General features: G+C 55.0%; 17 protein-coding genes. 8 read left to right on the forward strand and 9 right to left on the reverse strand.

Annotation, left to right across the window (positions count from 1 at the left end):
• Positions 1-30: 30 nt before the first annotated feature.
• Positions 31-1,023 carry a nitrilase family protein gene (locus tag ACRDCA_RS23840; RefSeq protein ID WP_438691759.1) on the forward strand — a complete coding sequence of 331 codons (993 nt, stop codon included), beginning with the start codon at positions 31-33 and terminating at the stop codon, positions 1,021-1,023.
• A 105-nt stretch (positions 1,024-1,128) separates the two neighbouring features.
• On the opposite strand, the gene ompX is transcribed toward ACRDCA_RS23840, so the two are convergent.
• Positions 1,129-1,647 carry an outer membrane protein OmpX gene (gene ompX / locus ACRDCA_RS23845; protein WP_438691760.1) on the reverse strand — a complete coding sequence of 173 codons (519 nt, stop codon included), beginning with the start codon at positions 1,645-1,647 and terminating at the stop codon, positions 1,129-1,131.
• 393 nt (positions 1,648-2,040) lie between these two features.
• Here ompX and rhtA point away from each other — a divergent pair, with 393 nt between their 5' ends.
• Together rhtA and nanQ are read left to right on the forward strand one after the other, a co-directional pair.
• Entirely contained in the window at positions 2,041-2,928 is an 888-nt protein-coding gene (rhtA, locus tag ACRDCA_RS23850; protein ID WP_025122937.1) for a threonine/homoserine exporter RhtA, read from the forward strand.
• A 145-nt stretch (positions 2,929-3,073) separates the two neighbouring features.
• Positions 3,074-3,541, forward strand: a complete 468-nt coding sequence (nanQ, locus tag ACRDCA_RS23855; RefSeq protein WP_438691761.1) for an N-acetylneuraminate anomerase — start codon at positions 3,074-3,076, stop codon at positions 3,539-3,541.
• A 15-nt stretch (positions 3,542-3,556) separates the two neighbouring features.
• Here the strand turns inward: nanQ and ACRDCA_RS23860 are convergent, their stop codons facing one another.
• Entirely contained in the window at positions 3,557-4,117 is a 561-nt protein-coding gene (locus ACRDCA_RS23860) for a shikimate kinase (protein ID WP_438691762.1), read from the reverse strand.
• A gap of 366 nt (positions 4,118-4,483) precedes the next feature.
• Between ACRDCA_RS23860 and dps the strand changes: the two genes are divergently transcribed.
• The 5 genes from dps (at position 4,484) to glnQ (ending at position 7,986) form a co-directional block, all read left to right on the forward strand.
• Complete coding sequence (gene dps / locus ACRDCA_RS23865; protein WP_438691763.1) at positions 4,484-4,987, forward strand: DNA starvation/stationary phase protection protein Dps; 504 nt, start codon at positions 4,484-4,486, stop codon at positions 4,985-4,987.
• A 162-nt stretch (positions 4,988-5,149) separates the two neighbouring features.
• A complete protein-coding gene (locus ACRDCA_RS23870; protein WP_438691764.1) occupies positions 5,150-5,416 on the forward strand; it encodes a DksA/TraR family C4-type zinc finger protein in 267 nt (88 codons plus the stop codon).
• 333 nt (positions 5,417-5,749) lie between these two features.
• Positions 5,750-6,493 carry a glutamine ABC transporter substrate-binding protein GlnH gene (glnH, locus tag ACRDCA_RS23875; protein ID WP_438691765.1) on the forward strand — a complete coding sequence of 248 codons (744 nt, stop codon included), beginning with the start codon at positions 5,750-5,752 and terminating at the stop codon, positions 6,491-6,493.
• Between the two features lie 114 nt (positions 6,494-6,607).
• Positions 6,608-7,267, forward strand: coding sequence for a glutamine ABC transporter permease GlnP (glnP, locus tag ACRDCA_RS23880; protein ID WP_025122926.1), 660 nt, complete (start codon positions 6,608-6,610; stop codon positions 7,265-7,267).
• On the forward strand, positions 7,264-7,986 hold the full coding sequence (gene glnQ / locus ACRDCA_RS23885) for a glutamine ABC transporter ATP-binding protein GlnQ (protein WP_438691766.1): 723 nt from the start codon (positions 7,264-7,266) through the stop codon (positions 7,984-7,986). The genes glnP and glnQ overlap by 4 nt, the downstream gene beginning before the upstream one ends.
• Before the next feature lie 100 nt (positions 7,987-8,086).
• On the opposite strand, the gene ACRDCA_RS23890 is transcribed toward glnQ, so the two are convergent.
• The 7 genes from ACRDCA_RS23890 to bcsA form a co-directional block, all read right to left on the reverse strand.
• Entirely contained in the window at positions 8,087-9,391 is a 1,305-nt protein-coding gene (locus ACRDCA_RS23890) for a methyl-accepting chemotaxis protein (RefSeq protein ID WP_438691767.1), read from the reverse strand.
• 282 nt (positions 9,392-9,673) lie between these two features.
• Positions 9,674-10,639, reverse strand: coding sequence for a 23S rRNA (adenine(1618)-N(6))-methyltransferase RlmF (gene rlmF, locus ACRDCA_RS23895; RefSeq protein ID WP_438691768.1), 966 nt, complete (start codon positions 10,637-10,639; stop codon positions 9,674-9,676).
• Between the two features lie 219 nt (positions 10,640-10,858).
• The gene (locus tag ACRDCA_RS23900; RefSeq protein ID WP_438691769.1) at positions 10,859-11,875 is read right to left on the reverse strand and encodes a glycosyl hydrolase family 8; all 1,017 of its coding nucleotides are present in this window, start codon (positions 11,873-11,875) and stop codon (positions 10,859-10,861) included.
• 5 nt (positions 11,876-11,880) lie between these two features.
• Positions 11,881-12,366: a cellulose biosynthesis protein BcsD gene (bcsD, locus tag ACRDCA_RS23905; protein ID WP_438691770.1), complete on the reverse strand. Its 486-nt coding sequence runs from the start codon at positions 12,364-12,366 to the stop codon at positions 11,881-11,883.
• A gap of 2 nt (positions 12,367-12,368) precedes the next feature.
• Positions 12,369-16,358 carry a cellulose synthase subunit BcsC-related outer membrane protein gene (locus ACRDCA_RS23910; RefSeq protein WP_438691771.1) on the reverse strand — a complete coding sequence of 1,330 codons (3,990 nt, stop codon included), beginning with the start codon at positions 16,356-16,358 and terminating at the stop codon, positions 12,369-12,371.
• A gap of 36 nt (positions 16,359-16,394) precedes the next feature.
• On the reverse strand, positions 16,395-18,815 hold the full coding sequence (gene bcsB, locus ACRDCA_RS23915; protein ID WP_438691772.1) for a cellulose biosynthesis cyclic di-GMP-binding regulatory protein BcsB: 2,421 nt from the start codon (positions 18,813-18,815) through the stop codon (positions 16,395-16,397).
• A complete protein-coding gene (gene bcsA, locus ACRDCA_RS23920; protein ID WP_438691773.1) occupies positions 18,812-20,926 on the reverse strand; it encodes a UDP-forming cellulose synthase catalytic subunit in 2,115 nt (704 codons plus the stop codon). Before bcsA ends, bcsB begins: the two co-directional genes overlap by 4 nt.
• Positions 20,927-20,942: the final 16 nt, after the last annotated feature.

Below are 20,942 nucleotides of genomic sequence, written 5' to 3' on the forward strand. Positions count from 1 at the left end.
TTAACGCACAAACCATCACAGGAGCTTGCTATGACCACTACCCTTCGTGCTGCATCGGTACAATTTCAGCACCGCGCCAACGACAAGAACTACAATCTCGGCGTCATGGAAGACTTTATCGCCCAGGCCGCAGCTGACAAGGTACAGGTCCTCGCCTTCCCGGAGATGTGCATTACCGGTTACTGGCACGTACGCCATCTGGCCGACAGCGAAATAACTGCGCTGGCCGAGCCTATTGCCACCAGCCCCTCGCTGGCACGCATCCGCCCGCTGGCTGAGCGGCATCATATGGCCATCGGCGTTGGGCTGATTGAGCTGGGTGAAGACGGCCAACTGTACAACGCCTATGCAGTGTGCCTGCCGGACGGTCAAACCCATGTTCACCGCAAGCTGCACCCTTTTGAGCATCAACTGATCGCCAAAGGCGAAAACTTTACCGTGTTTGATACCCCTTGGGGTGTCCGTATGGGGATCCTGATCTGCTGGGACAACAACCTGGTGGAGAACGCGCGCGCCACCACGCTGCTGGGTGCCGATATCCTGTTTGCCCCGCACCAGACCGGTGGAACGCATTCGCGCAGCCCGCACGGCATGAAGCCGCTACCGCTGGCACTATGGCAGCAACGCAAAGAAAATCCAGCGGCGATCGAAGAAGCTTTTCGTGGTGAGAGTGGTCGTGGCTGGCTGCTGCGCTGGCTGCCTTCCCGCGCGCATGATAATGGCCTGTTTATTTTGTTCAGCAACGGCGTGGGGCGGGACGATGACGAAGTGCGCACCGGCAATGCGATGATCCTCGATCCTTATGGCCGTATCCTGTCGGAAACCTGGGCGGCACAGGATGCGATGGTCACCGCCGATGTAGATTTGTCGCTAATCCCGATGAGCAGCGGGCGGCGCTGGATCCACGGCCGTCGGCCCGAGCTGTATAAGCTGCTTACCGAACCCCAGGGATATGAGCGCGATCCTCGTACCGCCCGTTTTTCATTGCAACCGACCACGGTAATGGGTAAAGCCAAGCAGTAACCCGCGGCAATCAATGACCGGCAAAAAAAATCCGCCCCTAAAGGCGGATTTTCAGTAGCATGACCAACAAGGCCACGCACTCACACCCGAAAGCGTGAGGAATTCTTAGAAGCGGTAACCCACGCCCACGTTCCAGGTGCCAACGTCAACGCTGCGGATACGGCTCTGCTCGTAACCCACGTCCAGAGCAACCTGTTGCATTGGGTTGAACTGCAGACCAGCACCGTAGCTGAAGCCGTAGTCGCTGGTGTTGTTATGGTCGGAACCGTCTTGAGCGTTGGAAGTGAATTTACCATAGCCCACACCGATCACACCGTAGATGCTCGCCCAATCGTTGAAACGATAAGCTGGACCCGCAGTGATGGAGTTGTATTGTGCTTTATTGTAGAAGCCGTCTTGAGAGTTGTTCTTTTCCAGGTGAGTGAAAGAACCGATCACACCCAGCGGGCTGTTGTCGTACTCGTAACGGTACTTCAGGTTGAAACCGTCGGCCTTGTTGGCAACGCCCTGGAGATCGCCCTGGGCATAGCCAGCAGAAACGGTGCTCTCACCAGCAAATGCGGTACCTGCTGTTACGGCCAATACACAAGCTGCTACTGCGGAAAGACATGCAATTTTTTTCATAACCACCTCAAACGCGTTTTATTATTAAAGTGCTTCAATTTCTCATACATTGAAAATATAGCAAAAATTAGCGTGAAACTCTGCCTTTAAAAGAGTGTCTAAATCTTTATATCGTGTAACAGGAGATTTCAAGAACACTCTATCATACTAATTTTCCTATCCTTTCGGCGCATTCTACCCTTTTTTGTGACGCCAATCACCTATCTGATATCCAGAATACTCTTAAAAAAAACGCACTTATTGGTCATCTGAGCCAGCTTGGCGCATATTTTTGACAGATCCAGCTCGTCCCCCTGTTTTTCGCCAACACCTTGCCGCCAATTCCTTTACACTGGGCAACACCTGTACTCCATACCTTCCCAGACGCTGGGGAGTTCCATAAGGCCAGAAAGGATGTCTTCGTCTGTCACCACCAAAGCGTCTTCCACGCTGGTGCCCGTGTGTTTACTGATCATTGCGATGATCTCGATCCAGAGCGGGGCTTCATTAGCCAAGAGCCTGTTCCCGCTGGTCGGCGCCGAAGGGATCACTACCCTGCGCCTGAGTATCGGTACGCTGATCCTGTTTATTATCTTCCGTCCGTGGCGCATGCGCTTCGCCGCCGGTAGCCGGTTGCCATTGCTGATCTATGGCCTGTCACTAGGGGCGATGAACTACCTGTTTTATCTTTCCTTACGCACGGTGCCGCTGGGCATTGCGGTGGCGCTGGAGTTTACCGGCCCGCTGGCGGTGGCGATGTTCTCTTCCCGACGCCCGATCGACTTTCTCTGGGTGGCGCTGGCCATTGCCGGTTTATGGTTCCTGCTGCCGCTTGGCCACGACATGGGCAGTATCGATCCCGTAGGGGCTGCCTGTGCGCTGGGGGCCGGAGCCTGCTGGGCGATATACATTATTTTCGGCCAGAAGGCCGGTGGGGATCACGGGCCGGGTACCGTCGCCGTGGGATCATTGATTGCCGCCATCGTGTTCTGCCCAATCGGTGCCTGGCAAGCCGGCAGTGCGCTGTTGAACGTGGATATTCTGCCGGTGGCGTTGGCCGTTGCGGTGCTTTCTACCGCGTTGCCCTACTCGTTGGAAATTATCGCGTTACCCAAGATTCCCGCCCGCACCTTTGGCACCCTGATGAGTCTGGAACCGGCGATGGCCGCCCTTTCCGGCATGATTTTCCTCAACGAGCATCTAAACCAAACGCAATGGTTGGCATTGGCTGCCATCATTACCGCGTCCATGGGTGCCACGTTGACCATCAAACCCAAACCCCAGGTTGAAAGCCTCACCTGATCCCGTTGGCGCCAGGCGGAAATACCCCGGCGCTACGCTTAAAATGTTGCATGATTGCAAGCCAGTTAACTTTTTTCCTTAGCCATAATAGACATACTCATCGCAGGTCTTTTTTTGGGTATCCATTGTATAAGGGAGAATCAGGATGATATTTGGCAGTTTGTACAACCCCCGCTTCGGACGTGGCCTCTCACCCGCTTTAGCCAATATCCTCAATACCGTACGTCAGTACGATTTGCCTGGCCTACCCTTGGGGCGGCATGAAATCGATGGCGATCGGGTGTTTATGAACGTGATGGAGTTGATGACGGAACCAGCAGAAAGCAAACGCGCCGAGCTTCACCAAGAGTATCTGGATATCCAGATCCTGATCGGTGGCGAAGAGCGGATCGATTTTGGCCTGCCAGACAGTTGGGAAAGCAGCGATCATTACGATGAAAGCAAAGATCTGCAATGGCTGGATATCAAACGCAACCCGCAAACCCTAAACCTGACGCCCGGCATGTATGCGATCTTCTTCCCGCTGGAGCCACACAAACCCGGTTGCCAACTTGCCGAGCCGAAACACATCAAGAAAGTGGTGGTAAAAGTACACTACGAACTGCTGCTCTGACCCTTCTGGAGCCGGTTAGCCGATCGGCTCACTTCCAGTTGCCTCTGGCAAACTGGCCAAAAAAGCGGCCGTTTCTGCCGGAGAGCGCAGCTGAATAAAGCGGATATGGCGATTGTCGGGATTTTGAAGCTCTGCCAGGTATTTTTTGCGGTTTAGCCGGTAGGTTTTTATCGTCCACAGGATGACCGATTCACGACTGAAAAAGCAGCGGCTAAAACTGTCAACATTACCTGTGCCCGGCCATAGTTCAATCTTGTTCCTGGCCCGCCATACGGCACGGCGGACCGCCTGATACAAGGTGCGACAAAATCCGTAGTCAACCCAGATAACCCAGTCAACCTCCCGCCACTTCACGGCCTTGGTGCGGGTATAGTTGCCATCCAATACCCATCCCGCCGGGGCAGATTGCAAAGCCTGTTCAACCTGTTGCAAGAACTCCTCATCCGCGGCATTTTGCCAGTTCGGCCGCCAGTAAAGCTTATCCATCTCGATGTAGGGCACGGCAAACCTCTGCGCCAATTGACGGCCAACGGTGCTTTTACCGCTGCCGCTGGTGCCCACCACATTAATTTTCATTACGATCGGCCCGGTTAATGGCAAGGCAGGAAATTTTAGCCCAGGGATAGTTACCTATCAACATGAATTAATGAGGAAAATAAATCCTATTTCCCTCTGCAGAAACACCTCGCAATAATTACTTATTGAAATACCGCATTAATCGGAGTCTATTATTAGTGGGGAATTTCACCCCTATTGCGTGAAACCTTGAAAATCAATAAGTAATCACTCTTGAAAGTGCCATACTCCTTTCTCCGATGAATATCCAGTGGTTATTGCCTATTTATTTAATCGCTCCTTTCGCCCTGCAAAATTAATTTCAGCTGCTATAATTTCTCCCGTAGCAAAAATAGGACTATACCCATCAAGAAGAGGATATCTGATATGAGTACCGCTAAACTGGTGAAAACGAAATCTTCTGACCTGTTGTACACACGTAATGACGTGGATGAGAAAACCAAGCAGGCCGCAATCAAGGCACTAAACCATCAGGTCGTGCAATTTATCGATCTGTCGTTGATCACCAAGCAGGCGCATTGGAACATGCGTGGTGCCAATTTTATTGCCGTGCATGAAATGCTCGACGGCTTCCGCACCGCCATTATCGACCACCAAGATACTTTTGCCGAACGTGTCGTCCAACTAGGCGGCGTGGCGCTGGGTACGGTACAGGTGGTCAATGACACAACTCCGCTGAAAAGCTACCCAACCAATATTCACAGCGTGCAAGAGCACCTGAAAGCGCTGGCCGATCGTTATGCGGCCGTCGCCAACGACATCCGTAAAGCCATCACGGAAGTCGCCGATGAAGATACCGCCGACATGTTCACCGCCGCATCGCGCGATCTGGACAAGTTCCTGTGGTTTATCGAATCCAATATCGAGTAAAGCAACGTAGCCATGAGCTAAACAACAGGCTGCGGCTCCTTGCCCCAGCCTGTTTTTTTATGTGAAATCCGAGTGGTATAAAAAGTAGGCTGAATTACACTTGATGTTATGCCAGCAAGATTTACGTCTTACCGGCGATGCAAAGTGAATAGCGAGGTGAACATGGCAGGCGGATGGACAGCGGACGGCGCGGTGCAGGATCAAATCGACTCAACGGTAGACGATGCCGTGCAACGTGCTCGTCAGGCGCTTGGCCAGGGCGAAAGTGAGCAATACTGTCAGGAATGCGGCACCGAGATCCCCGCCGCCCGCCGCCAGGCATTAAAAGGCGTGCGTTACTGTGTGAGCTGCCAGGCAGAGATGGATAAAAAGCAGGCCGCCAGCAGCCTGTTCAACCGCCGTGGCAGTAAAGACAGCCAGTTACGTTAGCCCCTGGGCAAAACCTGTTGGGTTGCACCAAATGAAATCGGACTATAGCTATAAAGTTAGAGTTAGTTATCATTATTGATGGATAATTGTTAATTTTCGGTTGTTTCCCGGCTATTGTTTGGTTGATGATAGCGCTATTGCACCACCACAGCCGCACTGCACCATTTTGGTGCCCATAAGTGGTGCATAAAAAACTCTAATTGGCTATCCAAACACCACAACACTATATAACCCTTTGTTTTTATAATGATTGCAAACTTGGCACGATTCTTCCATAGCACAAAATGCAACATAAAAAATGGGTAATCCGCAACCTGTACAGGAATTCCTCTCATGAAGTCTATTTTTAAAGTTTCCCTGGCCGCACTTTCGCTGGCCTTCGCTGTTAGCTCTCATGCAGCAGACAAGCTGGTTGTCGCCACGGACACCGCTTTCGTCCCCTTCGAATTCAAACAGGGTGACCAATACGTCGGCTTCGATATCGACCTGTGGGCGGCAATTGCCAAAGAGCTGAAACTGGATTACACCCTGAAGCCAATGGACTTTAGCGGCATCATTCCTGCGCTGCAAACCAAGAACGTCGACCTGGCGCTGGCCGGTATCACCATTACCGACGAACGCAAAAAAGCGATCGAATTCTCCGACGGCTACTACAAAAGCGGCCTGCTGGTGATGGTCAACGCCGATAACGACAAAGTGAAAGGCATCCAGGATCTGGAAGGCAAAGTGGTGGCAGTGAAGAGCGGCACCGGTTCGGTGGATTACGCCAAGCAGCACATCAAAACCAAAGACCTGCGTCAGTTCCCGAACATCGACAACGCCTACATGGAACTGGGTACCAAACGTGCTGACGCCGTACTGCACGATACGCCAAACATCCTGTACTTCATCAAGACCGCAGGCGCTGGCAAGTTCAAAACCGTAGGCGAGTCGATCGAAGCCCAGCAATACGGCATCGCCTTCCCGAAAGGCAGCGACGAACTACGTGAAAAAGTGAACGGCGCACTGAAAACCCTGCGCGACAACGGTACTTACAACGAAATCTACAAAAAATGGTTCGGTACCGAACCTAAATAATTGATGAAGTTAATAAGTCAGTAAGTTATTACTTAAGCACAGGGGAGGTGTACCCACCCCCTGTGCTTTGCTGTTTATTGATTCCCTCGTTTGGGATCACCGGGAGATAACACTATGCAATTCGATTGGAGTGCCATTTGGCCCGCCATCCCACTTTTGTTAGAAGGCGCCAAGATGACCCTGTGGATTTCGATCCTCGGTCTGATTGGCGGCCTGTTCATCGGCCTGGTTGCCGGCTTCGCCCGCACCTATGGCGGCTGGATCGCCAACCATGTGGCGCTGGTCTTTATTGAAGTGATCCGCGGTACGCCGATTGTGGTGCAGGTGATGTTTATCTACTTCGCCCTGCCAATGGCCTTTAGCGATTTCCGCATCGACCCTTTCACCGCCGCCGTGGTCACCATCATGATCAACTCGGGCGCCTATATTGCGGAAATTACCCGTGGTGCGGTGTTGTCGATCCACAGCGGTTTCCGTGAGGCCGGGCTGGCCCTGGGGCTGTCACGCCGCGAGACGATCCGCTATGTGATCATGCCGCTGGCACTACGCCGCATGCTGCCACCGTTGGGTAACCAGTGGATCATCAGCATCAAGGATACTTCGCTGTTCATCGTGATCGGTGTAGCGGAACTGACCCGTCAGGGGCAGGAAATTATTGCCGGAAACTTCCGCGCACTGGAGATCTGGAGCGCCGTTGCGGTGGTTTACCTGATTATTACCCTGATGCTTAGCTTCGTGCTGCGTCGTCTGGAAAGAAGGATGAAAATCCTGTGATTGAATTTAAAAACGTCTCCAAGCACTTTGGCCCGACCCAGGTGCTGCACAATATCGACCTGAATATCAAACAGGGTGAAGTGGTGGTGATCATCGGGCCTTCCGGCTCCGGTAAATCAACCCTGCTGCGCTGCATCAACAAGCTGGAAGAGATCACCAGTGGGGATCTGGTGGTAGACGGCCTGAAAGTGAACGATCCGAAGGTTGACGATCGTCTGATCCGTCAGGAAGCCGGTATGGTGTTTCAGCAGTTCTACCTGTTCCCGCATTTGACCGCGCTGGAAAACGTCGCCTTTGGCCCGATCCGCGTTCGCGGTCTGAAGAAGGCAGAAGCCGAGAAGCAGGCACGCCTGCTATTGGCCAAGGTTGGGTTGGCAGAGCGTGCTCACCACTACCCTTCCGAGCTTTCGGGCGGACAGCAACAGCGGGTAGCCATTGCCCGAGCGTTGGCGGTGAAGCCGAAAATGATGCTGTTTGATGAGCCAACCTCGGCGCTGGATCCGGAATTACGCCACGAAGTGCTGAAGGTCATGCAGGATCTGGCCGAAGAAGGCATGACGATGGTGATCGTGACCCACGAAGTCGGCTTTGCCGAAAAAGTAGCCTCACGCCTGATCTTCATCGACAAGGGCCGGATCGCCGAAGATGGCAATCCTCATGACCTGATCAACAACCCGCCTAGCCCACGCCTGCGCGAGTTCTTGCAGCACGTTTCCTGAAACGAAAATAAAAAGCCCCGCGAGGGGCTTTTGCTCAATGACAGGTTCTGCCGTAGGGGCGCTGCATGTGCACCCGTTTAACCGCATCAGATACCAAACCTCAGTGGATCACATCACTCTGTTTGACCGAGGTAAACGCCTGCATCAACTTGACCACGTCCTGCATACCGACATTGACCTGATTGATCACCTCCCCGGCATCTTTGGCCAGCGCTACGCCGCCGCCCGCCTGTTCCACGCAGGTCACCATCTTGTTGATCGCGGCAGTCACCCCCTGCTGGATGGTTTTGGTCACTTGCTCAATTTCGCTGGCGGCTTTGCGTGACTGCTCGGCTAGCGTGCGCACCTCATTGGCGACTACGGCAAAACCGCGCCCATGCTCACCCGCATGCGCCGCCTCAATCGAGGCGTTAATCGCCAATAGATTGGTTTGGGCGGCAATCTTGCGGATCGCCTCGACAATGGTGCCAATCTGTTGCGAACAGCGCCCTAGATCGCTAACCACGTCCGAAGTCTGTCGGGCAGCCACCTCAACCTGCTGCATCCCCTGTACCGCCTGCTGAACAATCGCTGCACCCTGGGCTGCGGTTTTATCGGTACCCATTGAGAGATGATGCACGTTACGCACCATTTCCTCTTCATGCTGCTGTTGGAACGTCTGACGGGTGATGTCCTGGGCGATCTTCACCACCTTCAGTACCCGCCCTTCGTTATCGATAATTGGGTTATAGCTGGCCTCCAGCCACACCCGCTCCCCGCGCCGGTTGATACGCTCGAAACGTCCAGTCAAAAACTCTCCCTGCGCCAGCCGTTGCCAATGCTGGTAATAGCCGTCAGAGTCGGCAAATTCCGGCGTACACAGGATGCTATGTGCCTGGCCGCGCGCCTCTTCCAGCCGATAGCCCATCAGGTCAAGCATATTGTCGTTGGCATCCAGAATAATGCCCGTGGGCGAAAAAGTGATCATCGCCATTGAGCGGTTCAGCGCCGTTAACAAACTCTGATGCTCCTGAGCCTGAGTAATACGGCTGGTCACTTCGCTGGCAATCTTGATGATCTCCACCACCTCGCCGTGTTTATTTAACACCGGGGTATAGGTCCCCTGTAGCCAGACAACTTCGCCATCCTTGCGAATACGCCGAATATTATCGGTAATCGCCTCACCGCTATTTAGCCTTTGCCAGTGGCGCTGATAGGCAGGGCTGGCAACGTAGGTGGGTTCGCAGAAAATACGATGATGCTGGCCTATCACTTCCCGGCGCTCAAACCCCATCGTTTGCAAGAACAGATCGTTGGCACGTAATACGGTGCCGTCGGGTTTAAATACGATCATCGCTACCGCATCTTCAATGGCACCTAATTCGGCACGCCACGGGCTATTGGACAGACGGAGATTTAAAAACATCGGGTGGATCCTTCTTGCAGATGGAGTTAACGGCAAGCACTCTCTATTTTTTCTGAATCATTTGCTCACCAACCAGCGCGATTTCCCTGAAAATGGCGCACGACAATGCTCCAGATGAACTGGATAAAAAACCTTATTTCATTAGGTCATTATTGATTTTTTACCTGATAATAAATGTCAGCATTTATTACCAGTATTGAGGATAACGCAAGCCAGGCAGAATGAAAGGAACGACAGAATAAATAGTCGTTGCCGGTGTGGGTACCGGCAACGTTCGAGCGATTACTGCCAGCGTTCGGCAGCCCAGGCGGCTTGCTGCTCGGCATCAAGGAAGGTCCAGGCCACAAAGCGGCTGATCTTCTGCCCCTGCGCCATTTCAATGGTGCGCACCTCCGCGGCACCGGCCTGTTTGAGCGCATAATAAATAGCGGGTAGCGTGGTGTTTTTAGAGATCAGTGAGGTGAACCACAGGCAGTTTTTCGCCTTGCCGACGCTCTCTTCCACCATCTTGCGCACAAAGGCTTCTTCGCCCCCTTCACACCACAGTTCGTTGTTCTTGCCACCGAAGTTTTGTATCGGCTTTTCTGCCACTGCCCCTTTGCCCAATTTGTGCAACTTAAGGCGGGTGCTGGCGCGCGCTTCCTGTTCGGAACCGTGGAATGGCGGATTGCACAGGGTGGCATCGAAACGCTCGGCAACGCCGATAATGCCGTTGAAGATACACTCGAGCTGTTTTTGCTGGCGCAGACGCACGGTGTTTTTTAACGTCGGGTTCATCGTCACGATCATCTTGGCGGCCCCCAACGACACCGGATCGGTTTCCGAACCGGTAAAACGCCAGCCATATTCGCGCTGGCCGATAATCGGGTAAATGCAGTTAGCCCCTACGCCGATATCCAGGATCGCCACGCCTTTACCGCGCGGGATCTCGCCGCCGTTGCTGGACGCCAACAAATCGGCCAGATGATGCAGATAATCGGCACGCCCCGGGATCGGCGGGCAAAGATAGTCAGCCGGGATATCCCAATGCTCGATGCCGTAAAAATGTTGCAGCAAGGCACGGTTGAGCATTTTCACTGCGGCGGGATCGGCAAAATCCACCGAAATATCGCCCCAGGCGTTGGGTTTCACAAAGGGTTCCAACCCCGGACAGGTGGCGATCAAGGTAGGGAAATCATAACGTGAGCGATGGCGATTGCGCGGATGCAGGCCGCTTTTCTGCTGCGGGAAGCTTTTCTTTTTTTCCACCGTGACGGGCTCTCTGAAAGGGTTTTCTGGCGCGTAAGATAGCATAAAGGCCGGTCAGACGCTTGCGACAGTTAAGTAACGCCCCTCACCCTAACCCTCTCCCCAAGGAGAGGGGACCGATCGTGCCACCACTTGCCCCCTGTGCCTGACTTCAGCACCGAATCGGCTCCCTCACCCTTTGGGAGGGTTGGGCAGAGGGGAAATAGCCATTGCCGAACACTATAGCTGGCTGCGCTGTGCCCAATAGGCCAGCAGATGCAGGCTGGCGGAATAGTAATCCTCATCCGGATTCAGATGATTAGTCAGCGGCCCCCGATCCCCCACGGCCAGATCCCTCACAGATCTCATCCCTTTGTTTTGACTATAGTCTGCCCGCTGGCCGCTCAGCACATCCAGCCAGGCAGGTGTCGCCCGGCGATCGTAGCTGCGCCAAAAGGTAGCAAAAGGGCTCATCGACAGGCTGTCGGCCTTATCCCAATAGAGATAAAGCGGCACCCGTACCGCATCAAAACCAAATCGCGGCGGCCAATCGCTGGCCGGAACCATCTGCCCATTAGCCTTTAACGTGACCCAATCGCTCGGCAGATGCTGTTTGCCAAAGCGCATTCTGCTGACCATGGTCATGCTATCGTCAATGAGTTTTTTCCATACCGGCGAATGACTCTGTTGATAAAATGCGTGCCAGGCGGGAAACACAAAATAAGAAGGGTTAACGGTCACCGAACCGGCCTGAGTGAATCCATTGGCGCCAGGCAACATCAGCCGATACCCGGCGTAGTCGATCACGGTGTGTTTGAGCAACGCTTGCTGTATCTGCGTTGAGCTGGTCAGATAGGCAGGAACATGCCAGCGTTTTCCCGCTTCCAGCAGCGCCCAGGCGATCAGGATATCGCCGTCGGAGGCATTGTTTTTATCGGCGATGGGCTCTGCCTTAGCAGGTTCATAGCGCCAGGAAAACAGGCCGATGTCCTGCCGATACAAGGTGTTGCGGGTCCAATGCCAGAGTTTGTCAAACGTGGGGCGATCGTCATTGAACACCGCCAACAGCATGGCGAATCCCTGCCCCTCGGTATGGCTGACATTGTTATTACCGGTATCGACAATCCGCCCATCAGGTAATAAAAAGCGCTGCTTGTATTGCGCCCAGCCGCCATCTGCGGCGTGAATGCCAAAGGAAAACACCAACCCCAGCCAAAGCAGGAGTACGCGGAGCCTACCAAACCTGCTTTTCGCCATGATGTTTACCTTCGCTGCTCGTTTCGGTAGCAAAAGACCAGCGTGTTATCCTTGGCCGGACTGCGCCAGCGCAGGGAAACATGGGGTTCACCGCCCTGAGCCAACAGCCAGGTGTCATAGGCCCCCTCCAGCACCGTGGCAAAAGAGAGCACCCAAGCGTCTTCGTTGGCCGGTTCGGCGCTGTGAGGGTAGGCATGATGGGTCAGGATCAGCTGTTCGCCATTCGCCTCAATCTGCACCCTGCCCCAGTCAAACTGGCGGAGCAAAGCGTTAAGGGCATCCTCCAACTCACCCACCGTTTCCGCCTCCGGCAACGGCAGTTTCTTCGCTAGATTACTGCCCATCAAGCGTAGAAAATCCCGGCTGTCGGTATCATCCGCAGAAGCCAAAATGCCGGAGAACACCACTTCAATCAGATCCTGCCAACCCGCTTTAAACTGACGCTGGCGATAATAATCAAGCTCATACGAGGTATTAGCCATATCTTGCATGGTTATTTTCCATCTAACAGATATTTAAAATAGAGCAAAGCCGTGCTCTCGGAATAGCTGCCGAAAGTGTCATAACCCAACTGCCCCCCAACCAACACGCTTGGCGTGACCTTATAGGTGCCCCCCGCCTTCAGGCTGTAGCCAATGCCACTCTTGTCCTCGCTGGCATACCTGGCTTCGGCGCCGTAACCTTGGCTAACCAGTTTTTCCAACTGCGACTGGAGCTCTGGATCGTTCGGGTAATACAGGCTTTCCTGATTGTTATAGGTCTGATAACCGACGTTGCCGCTCAGAATATAGGTGAAGTTATCCTGCTTTTTGGTGTACTCCACCGGCAGCGAGATGCTGAGATAGTCCTGCGGGCTGAAGTACCCCCCTTGACCGTAGCTGAAGTAGCTCAGGTTTTTGTCAAAATCCATATAGTTGACGTTAACGCCAACCTTCAGCTCGCTGTCTTCATCCTTATAAGGGCGGATGTAGGCTCCCAGGATACCGGTGACGCTATGGTTATCGGCCACGTTATCACCTACGTAGCTGTAATATCCTGCACCGCCGTAAGCCCCGAGCACGCCATCATCGTAGCCCAGATTCACGCCGCCGCCGTTCTTGGTCACCGCCCCCCATTTCTTGCCGGTAATGGTATCTTCGGTACCGACATAGGAGAGCAGGCTGTCTTTGACGGCACGGCGCTCAACCGTCAGATCCAGCGTTGAATGGTCGGTCAGCCTGGGCGACCATTTCACCCCACCCACCACCGAGCTGATGCCGCTGCCCATCGGCGTACTGCCCACGTCCAGCTTGTAGCTGTCACCGGCGAGCGCCAACGCCAGCTCAACCCCGGTATCTTGCTGCTGCCCCGGGGAATCGGCATAGATATCATTAGGGCCAAAGGTCTTCGGCTGTGTCACCAGGCCCGCCAGCGTCTGCCTTTCGGCAAAGGCCTGATCCTGCGCTACCGTGGCGGCGGCACATTCTGGCGAAGTGGCGTCAATAGAACAGAGGCTATCGCGTGTGGCGTGGATCTGCTGATAACGCAGATCGGCGGCCTGCGCGGCAGCTACTGAGTTTTGTGAGGCCACGATGGAGGCCTGAGTCGCCGCCTCGATAGCCCGGGCCTGTTGCAGTGCTCCAGTACCAAAACGGCTGTTGGCGCTGTCGGATGGCGTGCCGGATTTCAGCATCACCGGGGTGACATCAAAACTGAGCCGGCCATTATCAAACGGCATGCCGGAAAGGGTGATCGGGCTGCGCACTTCGGTAATATTGCTCAGGCCATTTTCACCGCTGCTGTTATCACGCAGGGAAATATTCCCCTGCACCCAGGTCGCCGTTTTGTTCTGCACCTCGTCGATCATGTTGTCGATTTGCTGCAAGGTCGGGTTTTTCGCCACCGCCACCGGCGCACGGGTGTAACCCGGAGCGGCAACCTGCCAAGGCAGCACCTCACCATAGGCCGAGGAAGACGTGTCAACGCTCGATGAAGTTGTGCTCTGCGCAGCAAACGGGTTATCCGCCAACCGCAATCCACCAATCACTGCCGGGCCGCCGCCTGGGGCACCGGTTACGCCGTTGACCCGATTTTTTGCCTCGCGCAGAAACACCATGGCCTGGGGATAGTTACCGTCAGCTTGGGCAACCCGTGCCGCCAACAGTAACTGATCCGGCGTTTTAAGCGCGGGCAAACCACGCAACAGCTGTTTGGCCCGATCGACATCCCCTTCCGATAACGCCACCCCGACGGCACCTTCACGCGCGCCTTGGTTCAGGCTGTCCCGGCTGAGCAGGTAATTGTAAACCTGCCCGGCCTCTTTATTCATGTTGCCAGACTGATAGAGACGCCCCATCGCCAGCATGATATCGGTATTTTGCGGATCGCTTTGCAGTGCGCCGATCAGCTTGTCATACGCGGCGCTGTACTGCCCCTGCAAACGCAGCTTATCCGCCTCATTGATCACGCTGCCGTTACGCAGTTGGCCAATTTGGCTGGTTGAGCTGCGCGCCCGCAGCGCCGGGTTATTCAGCCACGCATCGGCCTCCTGGCTTAGTCCGGCCTGATTGAGTACCGCGATCTGGGCCGCATAGTCGCCAGCATTGCCTTTAACCCCCAGACGCATGTTGTCACGCACCAGTTGTACCGCCGTTGAGGTATCCCCCACCGCCATCAGATCTTTCGCCAAGGCCCCAAGGGCTGCGGGTTCAACCGGCGGATTTTGCGCCAACTGCCGCAAAATGACCGCCGCGCTGGCCGTATTGCCCTGACGCAGATAGTTCTCTGCGCTGGCACGCTGCTGGTTGGCCGACGCCGTTGCCGCCAGAGCCCGCATGCTGCTGTTTTGCCTTGCCGCCGGAATGCGCGCCATCAGAGTGGAAACGTTCAGCCAGTCGTCACGCTCGGAGGCAAACAGCGCTGCTGCGTACAGGCTGTCTGGTGAAGCACCGACCTGCATCAGCGGGGAGATCAAGGTTTGCGCCTGCAACTCTTGCCCCTGTTTGTTCAAGATGCGCGCCATATCCAGGCGGACCCACACGTTCGAGGGCTGCTTTTCCAGCGCCTGTTGCAGGATCATCATCGCCCGTTGCGGATCGCCATTCTGCATGGCGGCCTCGGCCTGCCTGCGCTGAGGTTCGACGTTCACCCCCACCACCGCCTGTGGGACTTTTGGCCGCTGGTCGTCTGGGATAGTTTGCAGCACCTGTGCGGCTTGTGGGCCTTTGTCGCGCTGTTGCTGCAACAGATAATACAGCCCCAACTTGGCATCATTGTTTTGCGGATTTTGCGTCAGCAGGCCGCGATACATCTGCTCGGACGCCGTGAAATCCCCTTTCTTACGCGCCAGGTCAGCTCGGAACAGCGTCGCCGCATTGCCTTTATCCCCAGTGGCACGGCTTAAAGGGGCACTGATCGCCAAAGCTTCATCCAATTGGCCTGCGTTGGCAGCCTGCTTGGCTTTGTCCAGAGTCGCGTAGAACGCCGCTTCCTGCGCCAATGCGCTCCACTGCGCACTCTGTGGGCCCCCCTGTTTTGCCGCCTGGGTCAGGTAGTTTTCTGCCTGTGCGAAGTCGCCGCTGCGCATTGCAGTAAATCCCATCCCTGCCAGTGCATCGGCATCATTCGGGTTGCTGGCGAGGATAGTGGCAAACTGATCTTTGGCGCTGCTCAGATCCCCTTTATTCAGCTCGGAGAATCCGACGCCCTTGGCCGAACCGGCAATATTCTGTTGGAAATAGTTCGCCACGGCCTTGTCCGCCGGGTGCCGCTGCTGATAGGCATCATACAATGGCTTGTCTGCCGGTTGCGGTGCCAGCCACAGCAACGCCTGTTTCAACGCCTGATCCGCTTCGTTATTGTTGGGAGCCATCGCCGCCAACATATCGATCCCCTCGCGGCGGGTCGATTCCTGATAGGTCAGCACCTTACCCAGCACCACGCGGGTTTGCGTGTCATTGGGCTGCATAGCCAGCCGCTGCTTGAGGCCGTCAATCGCTTCCTGCCTGCCCGCCGGTGACCCCGCCAAGGTGAGGTAATACTCATTGGCGAGGTTGTCGATCGGTGTCTTCCCGTTGAACACCGTCTGATAGGCCGCAGCGGCCTGGGCAAACTCCCCTTTGGCCGCCAACTGCCGGGCCTGTGCCAACAGATTCTTCGAGACCGACGGAGCCGCCTCGGTACTGCTCAACGCCTGCAGGCGAGGATCGTTGGGCGCAACGGCGCTCAGTTTTTTGCGCCAGATTTCGGCCTTGGCTTTATCCCCACCCTGCATGGCATACAGCGAGAGGAGATACATCGCTTCGGCGTTGTTCTCGTCGATCAGCAGAATTTTCTGCAATGCCCCCTGAGCCAGCTCATCATGGGATTTTTCATGCCAGTAAGCGGCCTGTTGAAACAGGGCCTTCAGCGCCGGATTGTTGTCATCCGCCAGCGCCGACACCGAAAAAATCGTCAGCCCGGCCAGGGAGACCCAATACAATTTCTTTTTCAGCAATAGGTTCATTGGCGGCTCCTGTCTGACTGCTGGTCGAGACTGGTGTTAACTTTCATCTTCTGCATCTCTCCCCAGGCGCTTGGCGGCGTGTTTGCGTAGCAAAATATACAGCCCCAGCCCTAACACCACGGAAATCCCCAACCCGGTCAGGGATAAAAGCACCACATGTTTACTGGCATACCAGATAAAGATCAGATACCAGGGCAGCTCTCCGCTAGGGAACTGTTCGCCAACCTGGAAACTGCGTACACCGTTCTGATCGGTGATCACCGCCAGATCGCCACGCACCCCGGCGTTGATCCGGGACGATTTCAGATCGCCATAGATTTTGTTCAGGCCATCGTCCGAAGAGGCGCTGGCCACCACCACCACCCGCTGCGGATCCCATTCTGAGCGGAAACTGAAGAACCCGCGCCAGTCCGTCAATGAGGAGAGATAGCGATCGGCGTCGATCCCCTGCGTCCGCCAGTTGCCTTTGAGATACGACCGCAGTTTTTCCAGCGTAGGCTGAGCCTTCACCGCCAACCCGCCGCTATCGTTCAGCACGAACGGAACCTGCTGTAACAGCCGCTGATACAGCGTGCTCTGAGCCAATGAGGCGACCACCAGCACGTCCTTGCCCTTGAAGTCGTCCGACTCACTTTCGTTGCCCCGCAGGCCAAAGCGGATATCCATATTGCCAACCGGGCTACCGGTCGCCGCGCCTGAGCGAGCGGTCAGGTTCAACAAGGTGCGCACTTCGTTGACCGTTGGCTTTTCCGCCATTAACAACACGGTTTGTGAGAAATCCGCCAGCCTGGAGAACGGGAAGGAGGCCCCAACGAAATAAGAGAGGTTGGGCAACTCGGTGAAATGGTAGGTCTTGCTCAAATCAATATACGAATTGGGGCCGATATGGCTCTTGAGCGTGTTGCTATCCGCCGGGTTACAGGAGGTACCGTTTGTTGGCACGATAGAGAAATAGAGTTCCAGCATGTTGTCGCCATAAATCAGATACGGCGGCAGCGCCATGGTATAGCGCTCCTGGCGAATATCGCCACCAAACTGGTGCCACAGCAGCTCCAGCAGCCCGCCCTTGTTCACCGACAGGTTACGCAGGAAGGTACCGTTCAGCGTGGCACTGAGCTGGGATTTATTCTCATCGATCCAGTTGTCGGTAGGGAAACGGTAATCGATTTGCAGTGGGACGTTTCTGCCATCCCAGATAAACAGATCCGGGGCGGCGCGGAAAGCAATGCGCACCGCGTCATGGTAAACGCCGGTGACGGTCAGCGCCTCATTACTGGCCACCAGCTTATCAAAGCTGACCGGCTTGCTGGTATCGATCCAGCGCGGGGCGTCGTATGGCTTGCTGACCGGGATAGCCAACGGCTTCACCGCCAGCGAGGCGGTTTTTTCCGGCAACGGCTGGCTGACCAGACGATAGGCTGCCTGACGCATCTCGCTGGCGTTACGGCCCATCACCAGCAGCAGCTTGTAAACCGGGTTCAGCGGGTTATCAATCACTTGCAAGGTCGGACCGTCGGCCTGCGGCAGCGTCAACTGGCCTATCTGCTCGCCGGGGCGGGCAAAGATGATGCCGTTCTGCTCGGGCAGATTATCCTGTAATACCTGAAAGTCCAGGTTGTTATAGCGCGTGACTTTCCCCAGATAAGAGCTGACGATCGCGGCTGCGGCCACCTCCTCCGGGCGTTTATCCTGCCCGAAGATCACGTCCACCTGGGTAGGCTGCATGGCGTGAGGATCGAAGAACGGATCCGGGAAGCGGCCGAGATTCGGGCCGATATTCAGCACCTGATTTTCCAGATGTAAGCGACTGGTCGGCAATACCTTGAGCCAATATTTATTGGCCGCCCCCTTTTCGCACAGCAAGCCCGCCTTGCTGCCGTTGCCGATGCTGAAACTCAGGTTGTTGCGCGCCACAATCATGGCTGCGGGGATCGGGACCTGCAAACTCACTTTGGCTTCTTGCAACTGACTCAGCTTCTGGGTACTTAAAGGTTGCCCATTCAGCATCAGTTGCAGTTCGGTATCCGTGCCTAATAAAGCCGGTGATACTTCGATATCCAGCACCAGGTTACCGTCCGTCACCACCCAATCAGCAGGTAACGAAAAGGTGAAACCAGACTGCTGCTGCCAGTTGCTCAACGTCAAGCCCTTGGTCTGCCCCATCTCGCCGACGCTGAGCGTAGAAGCAACCGACTGGTTGAAGACCGTCGCCGGCGGCGTCGCGATATCAAGCGGTGCACTCGGCGTGGCGGGCTGTACAGCGGTTGGTGGAGCATCGGCTGGCCGTGGTAACAACGGAAAAGCGGGCATCTCGGCACTGTCGCTGGCAAAAGACGCGACCGGCTGCGGATCGGCCGCCATCGCGATGCCAGAAAGCCCCATTCCCAACATCACGCCACTGACCAGGGCAATGAACGTAGCTCTGCCCGTTGGCAGCGTGGTTTTCACCTGGCTCATAGGGCTTGTTCCTTATCCCGTTTTACCCCAGGCCGTTTCTGCTGCTGTTTTTTCTCCCGACGATCGCGCCAGGAAAAATAGAACAGCTCGAAAATGCAACGCAGGACACCCAGCAACGAACGCAGTGGTCGATCCTGTGGGAAGGGTTTGGTACGGATCCAGGCATCCGCCCGTGCCAATACCACCCGCACCAGCTCCCGCCGTTTTTCTATCGGCATTTCTTTGAACATCAAGCGGGTCACCGACTTGCCAGCATTGATCAGCTCGACCGGGAAACTGACGGCACCAGACTTGAGCGATATCTCCACCTCTTCGATCGGATCGTTGAGGAAGCGCTCATCCGCCGTTTTCACTTTGACCCCGCCCATCGACAGATCCAGGGTTTCGGTACGCATCGCCGCACCGCTGGCAAAATACAGCACCGCAGGCAAGGCGGCATCGATGCGGATGGTTTTTCTGACCTGACGCGTTTCCCGCGCCACGGCAATGGCCGCCAGCAGGATAATCATGCTGAAACTGGCCCAGGCGATATTCAGCATAATAACCTGCGGGTTGGCGCCATAGTGATCGGGCATCAGCAGGCGGATCACGCCCCAGGCAGTACCGATTAATAACAAGGACACGGCGATAATATGCGGCCGGACAATATGAGAATCGAAGTAGTTAACGTCCAGCAACGCGCCCTTGTCCGTCACGTTAAATTTGCCATGCTTGGGTGAGATCATCGTCAGCAAGGTCGGTATCACCAAATGGAAACACATCACGGTTTCATAGATTTCCCCCCAGAACGAATAGCGATAGCGCCCGTTGGCTCTGGAGTTGATGTAGATCGACATCACCAGGTGAGGCAATACATAGGCGAAAATCAGCCCGGCGGACGAGGCAATAATATTGAGGTTGAACAGCAGATAGAACAGCGGTGCCACGCAGAATATCACCCGGGGCAAACCATACTGGAAATGCAGCATGGCGTTCAGATAGCATAGACGCTGCTGCCAGGTCAGGCCGCGCCCCAGCAAGGGGTTATCCACCCGGAAGATCTGCGTCATGCCACGCGCCCAGCGGGTACGCTGGATCACGTGCAGCCCCAGCCGCTCGGTGGCCAGCCCGGCGGCCAATGGCAACGCCAGGAATGCGGTGTTCCAGCCCCGGCGCTGCATCTTCAACGCGGTGTGGGCATCTTCGGTTACCGTTTCAACCGCAAAACCGCCGACTTCTTCCAACGCAGAACGACGGATCACCGCACAGGAACCACAGAAGAACGTAGCATTCCAGTTGTCATTGCCCTGCTGTACCGGCCCGTAGAATAGCGCCCCCTCGTTAGGGACTTTGCTTGCCTCTGACAGGTTGCGTTCAAACGGATCCGGGGAATAGAAATAGTGTGGGGTCTGGATCAACGCCAAACGCTCATCCACCAGGAAGCTGCCTACCGTCGCCTGCAAGAAAGCGCGGGTTGCCACGTGATCGCAGTCAAACACGGTAATCAACTCGCCGTGGGTGACTTTCATCGCGTTATTCAGATTGCCCGCTTTGGCATGAAGGTTGTTATTACGCGTAATATAGCCCACGCCCGCATCGGCGCAGAATACGGCAAATTCATTGCGCTTGCCGTCATCCAGCACATAGATTTTCATCTTGTCTTGCGGATAGTCAATACACTGTGCTGCCAGGATAGTGTCACGCACCACGTCCATACTTTCATTGTAAGTGGGAATATAAACATCTACCGTTGGCCAGAGCGACGTATCGTCGGGCAGCGGTTCTATGGTGCGTTTTAATGACCAGGTGGTCTGAATATAACCAAACAGCAATATTACCAGGGCATAAAGCTCGGTGATAAACAGGGCAATACCCAGCACCGCTTCAAGGGTACTATTGAAATGCAGGGTTTCTGTCGCGCGCCAGTAGATGTAACGTAATGACATCAGAGTCGATAAGACAATCATTACCAGGGTAACTTTCTTGCTTTTACTTACCCCCAAAATAAACACGATCGCAATACAGATCAGGCCAAAGATATACTGATTATCACTGCTCATGGGGGCGATGATAATCAACAGGATAAAAGGCAAGGCCAACAGCAGTAAGAAATAAAAGAGTATTTTATTCATAGCTAACCAGACAATC

Origin of the sequence: Serratia sp. (in: enterobacteria), from assembly GCF_051654945.1 — a bacterium.
GTDB lineage: Bacteria > Pseudomonadota > Gammaproteobacteria > Enterobacterales > Enterobacteriaceae > Chania.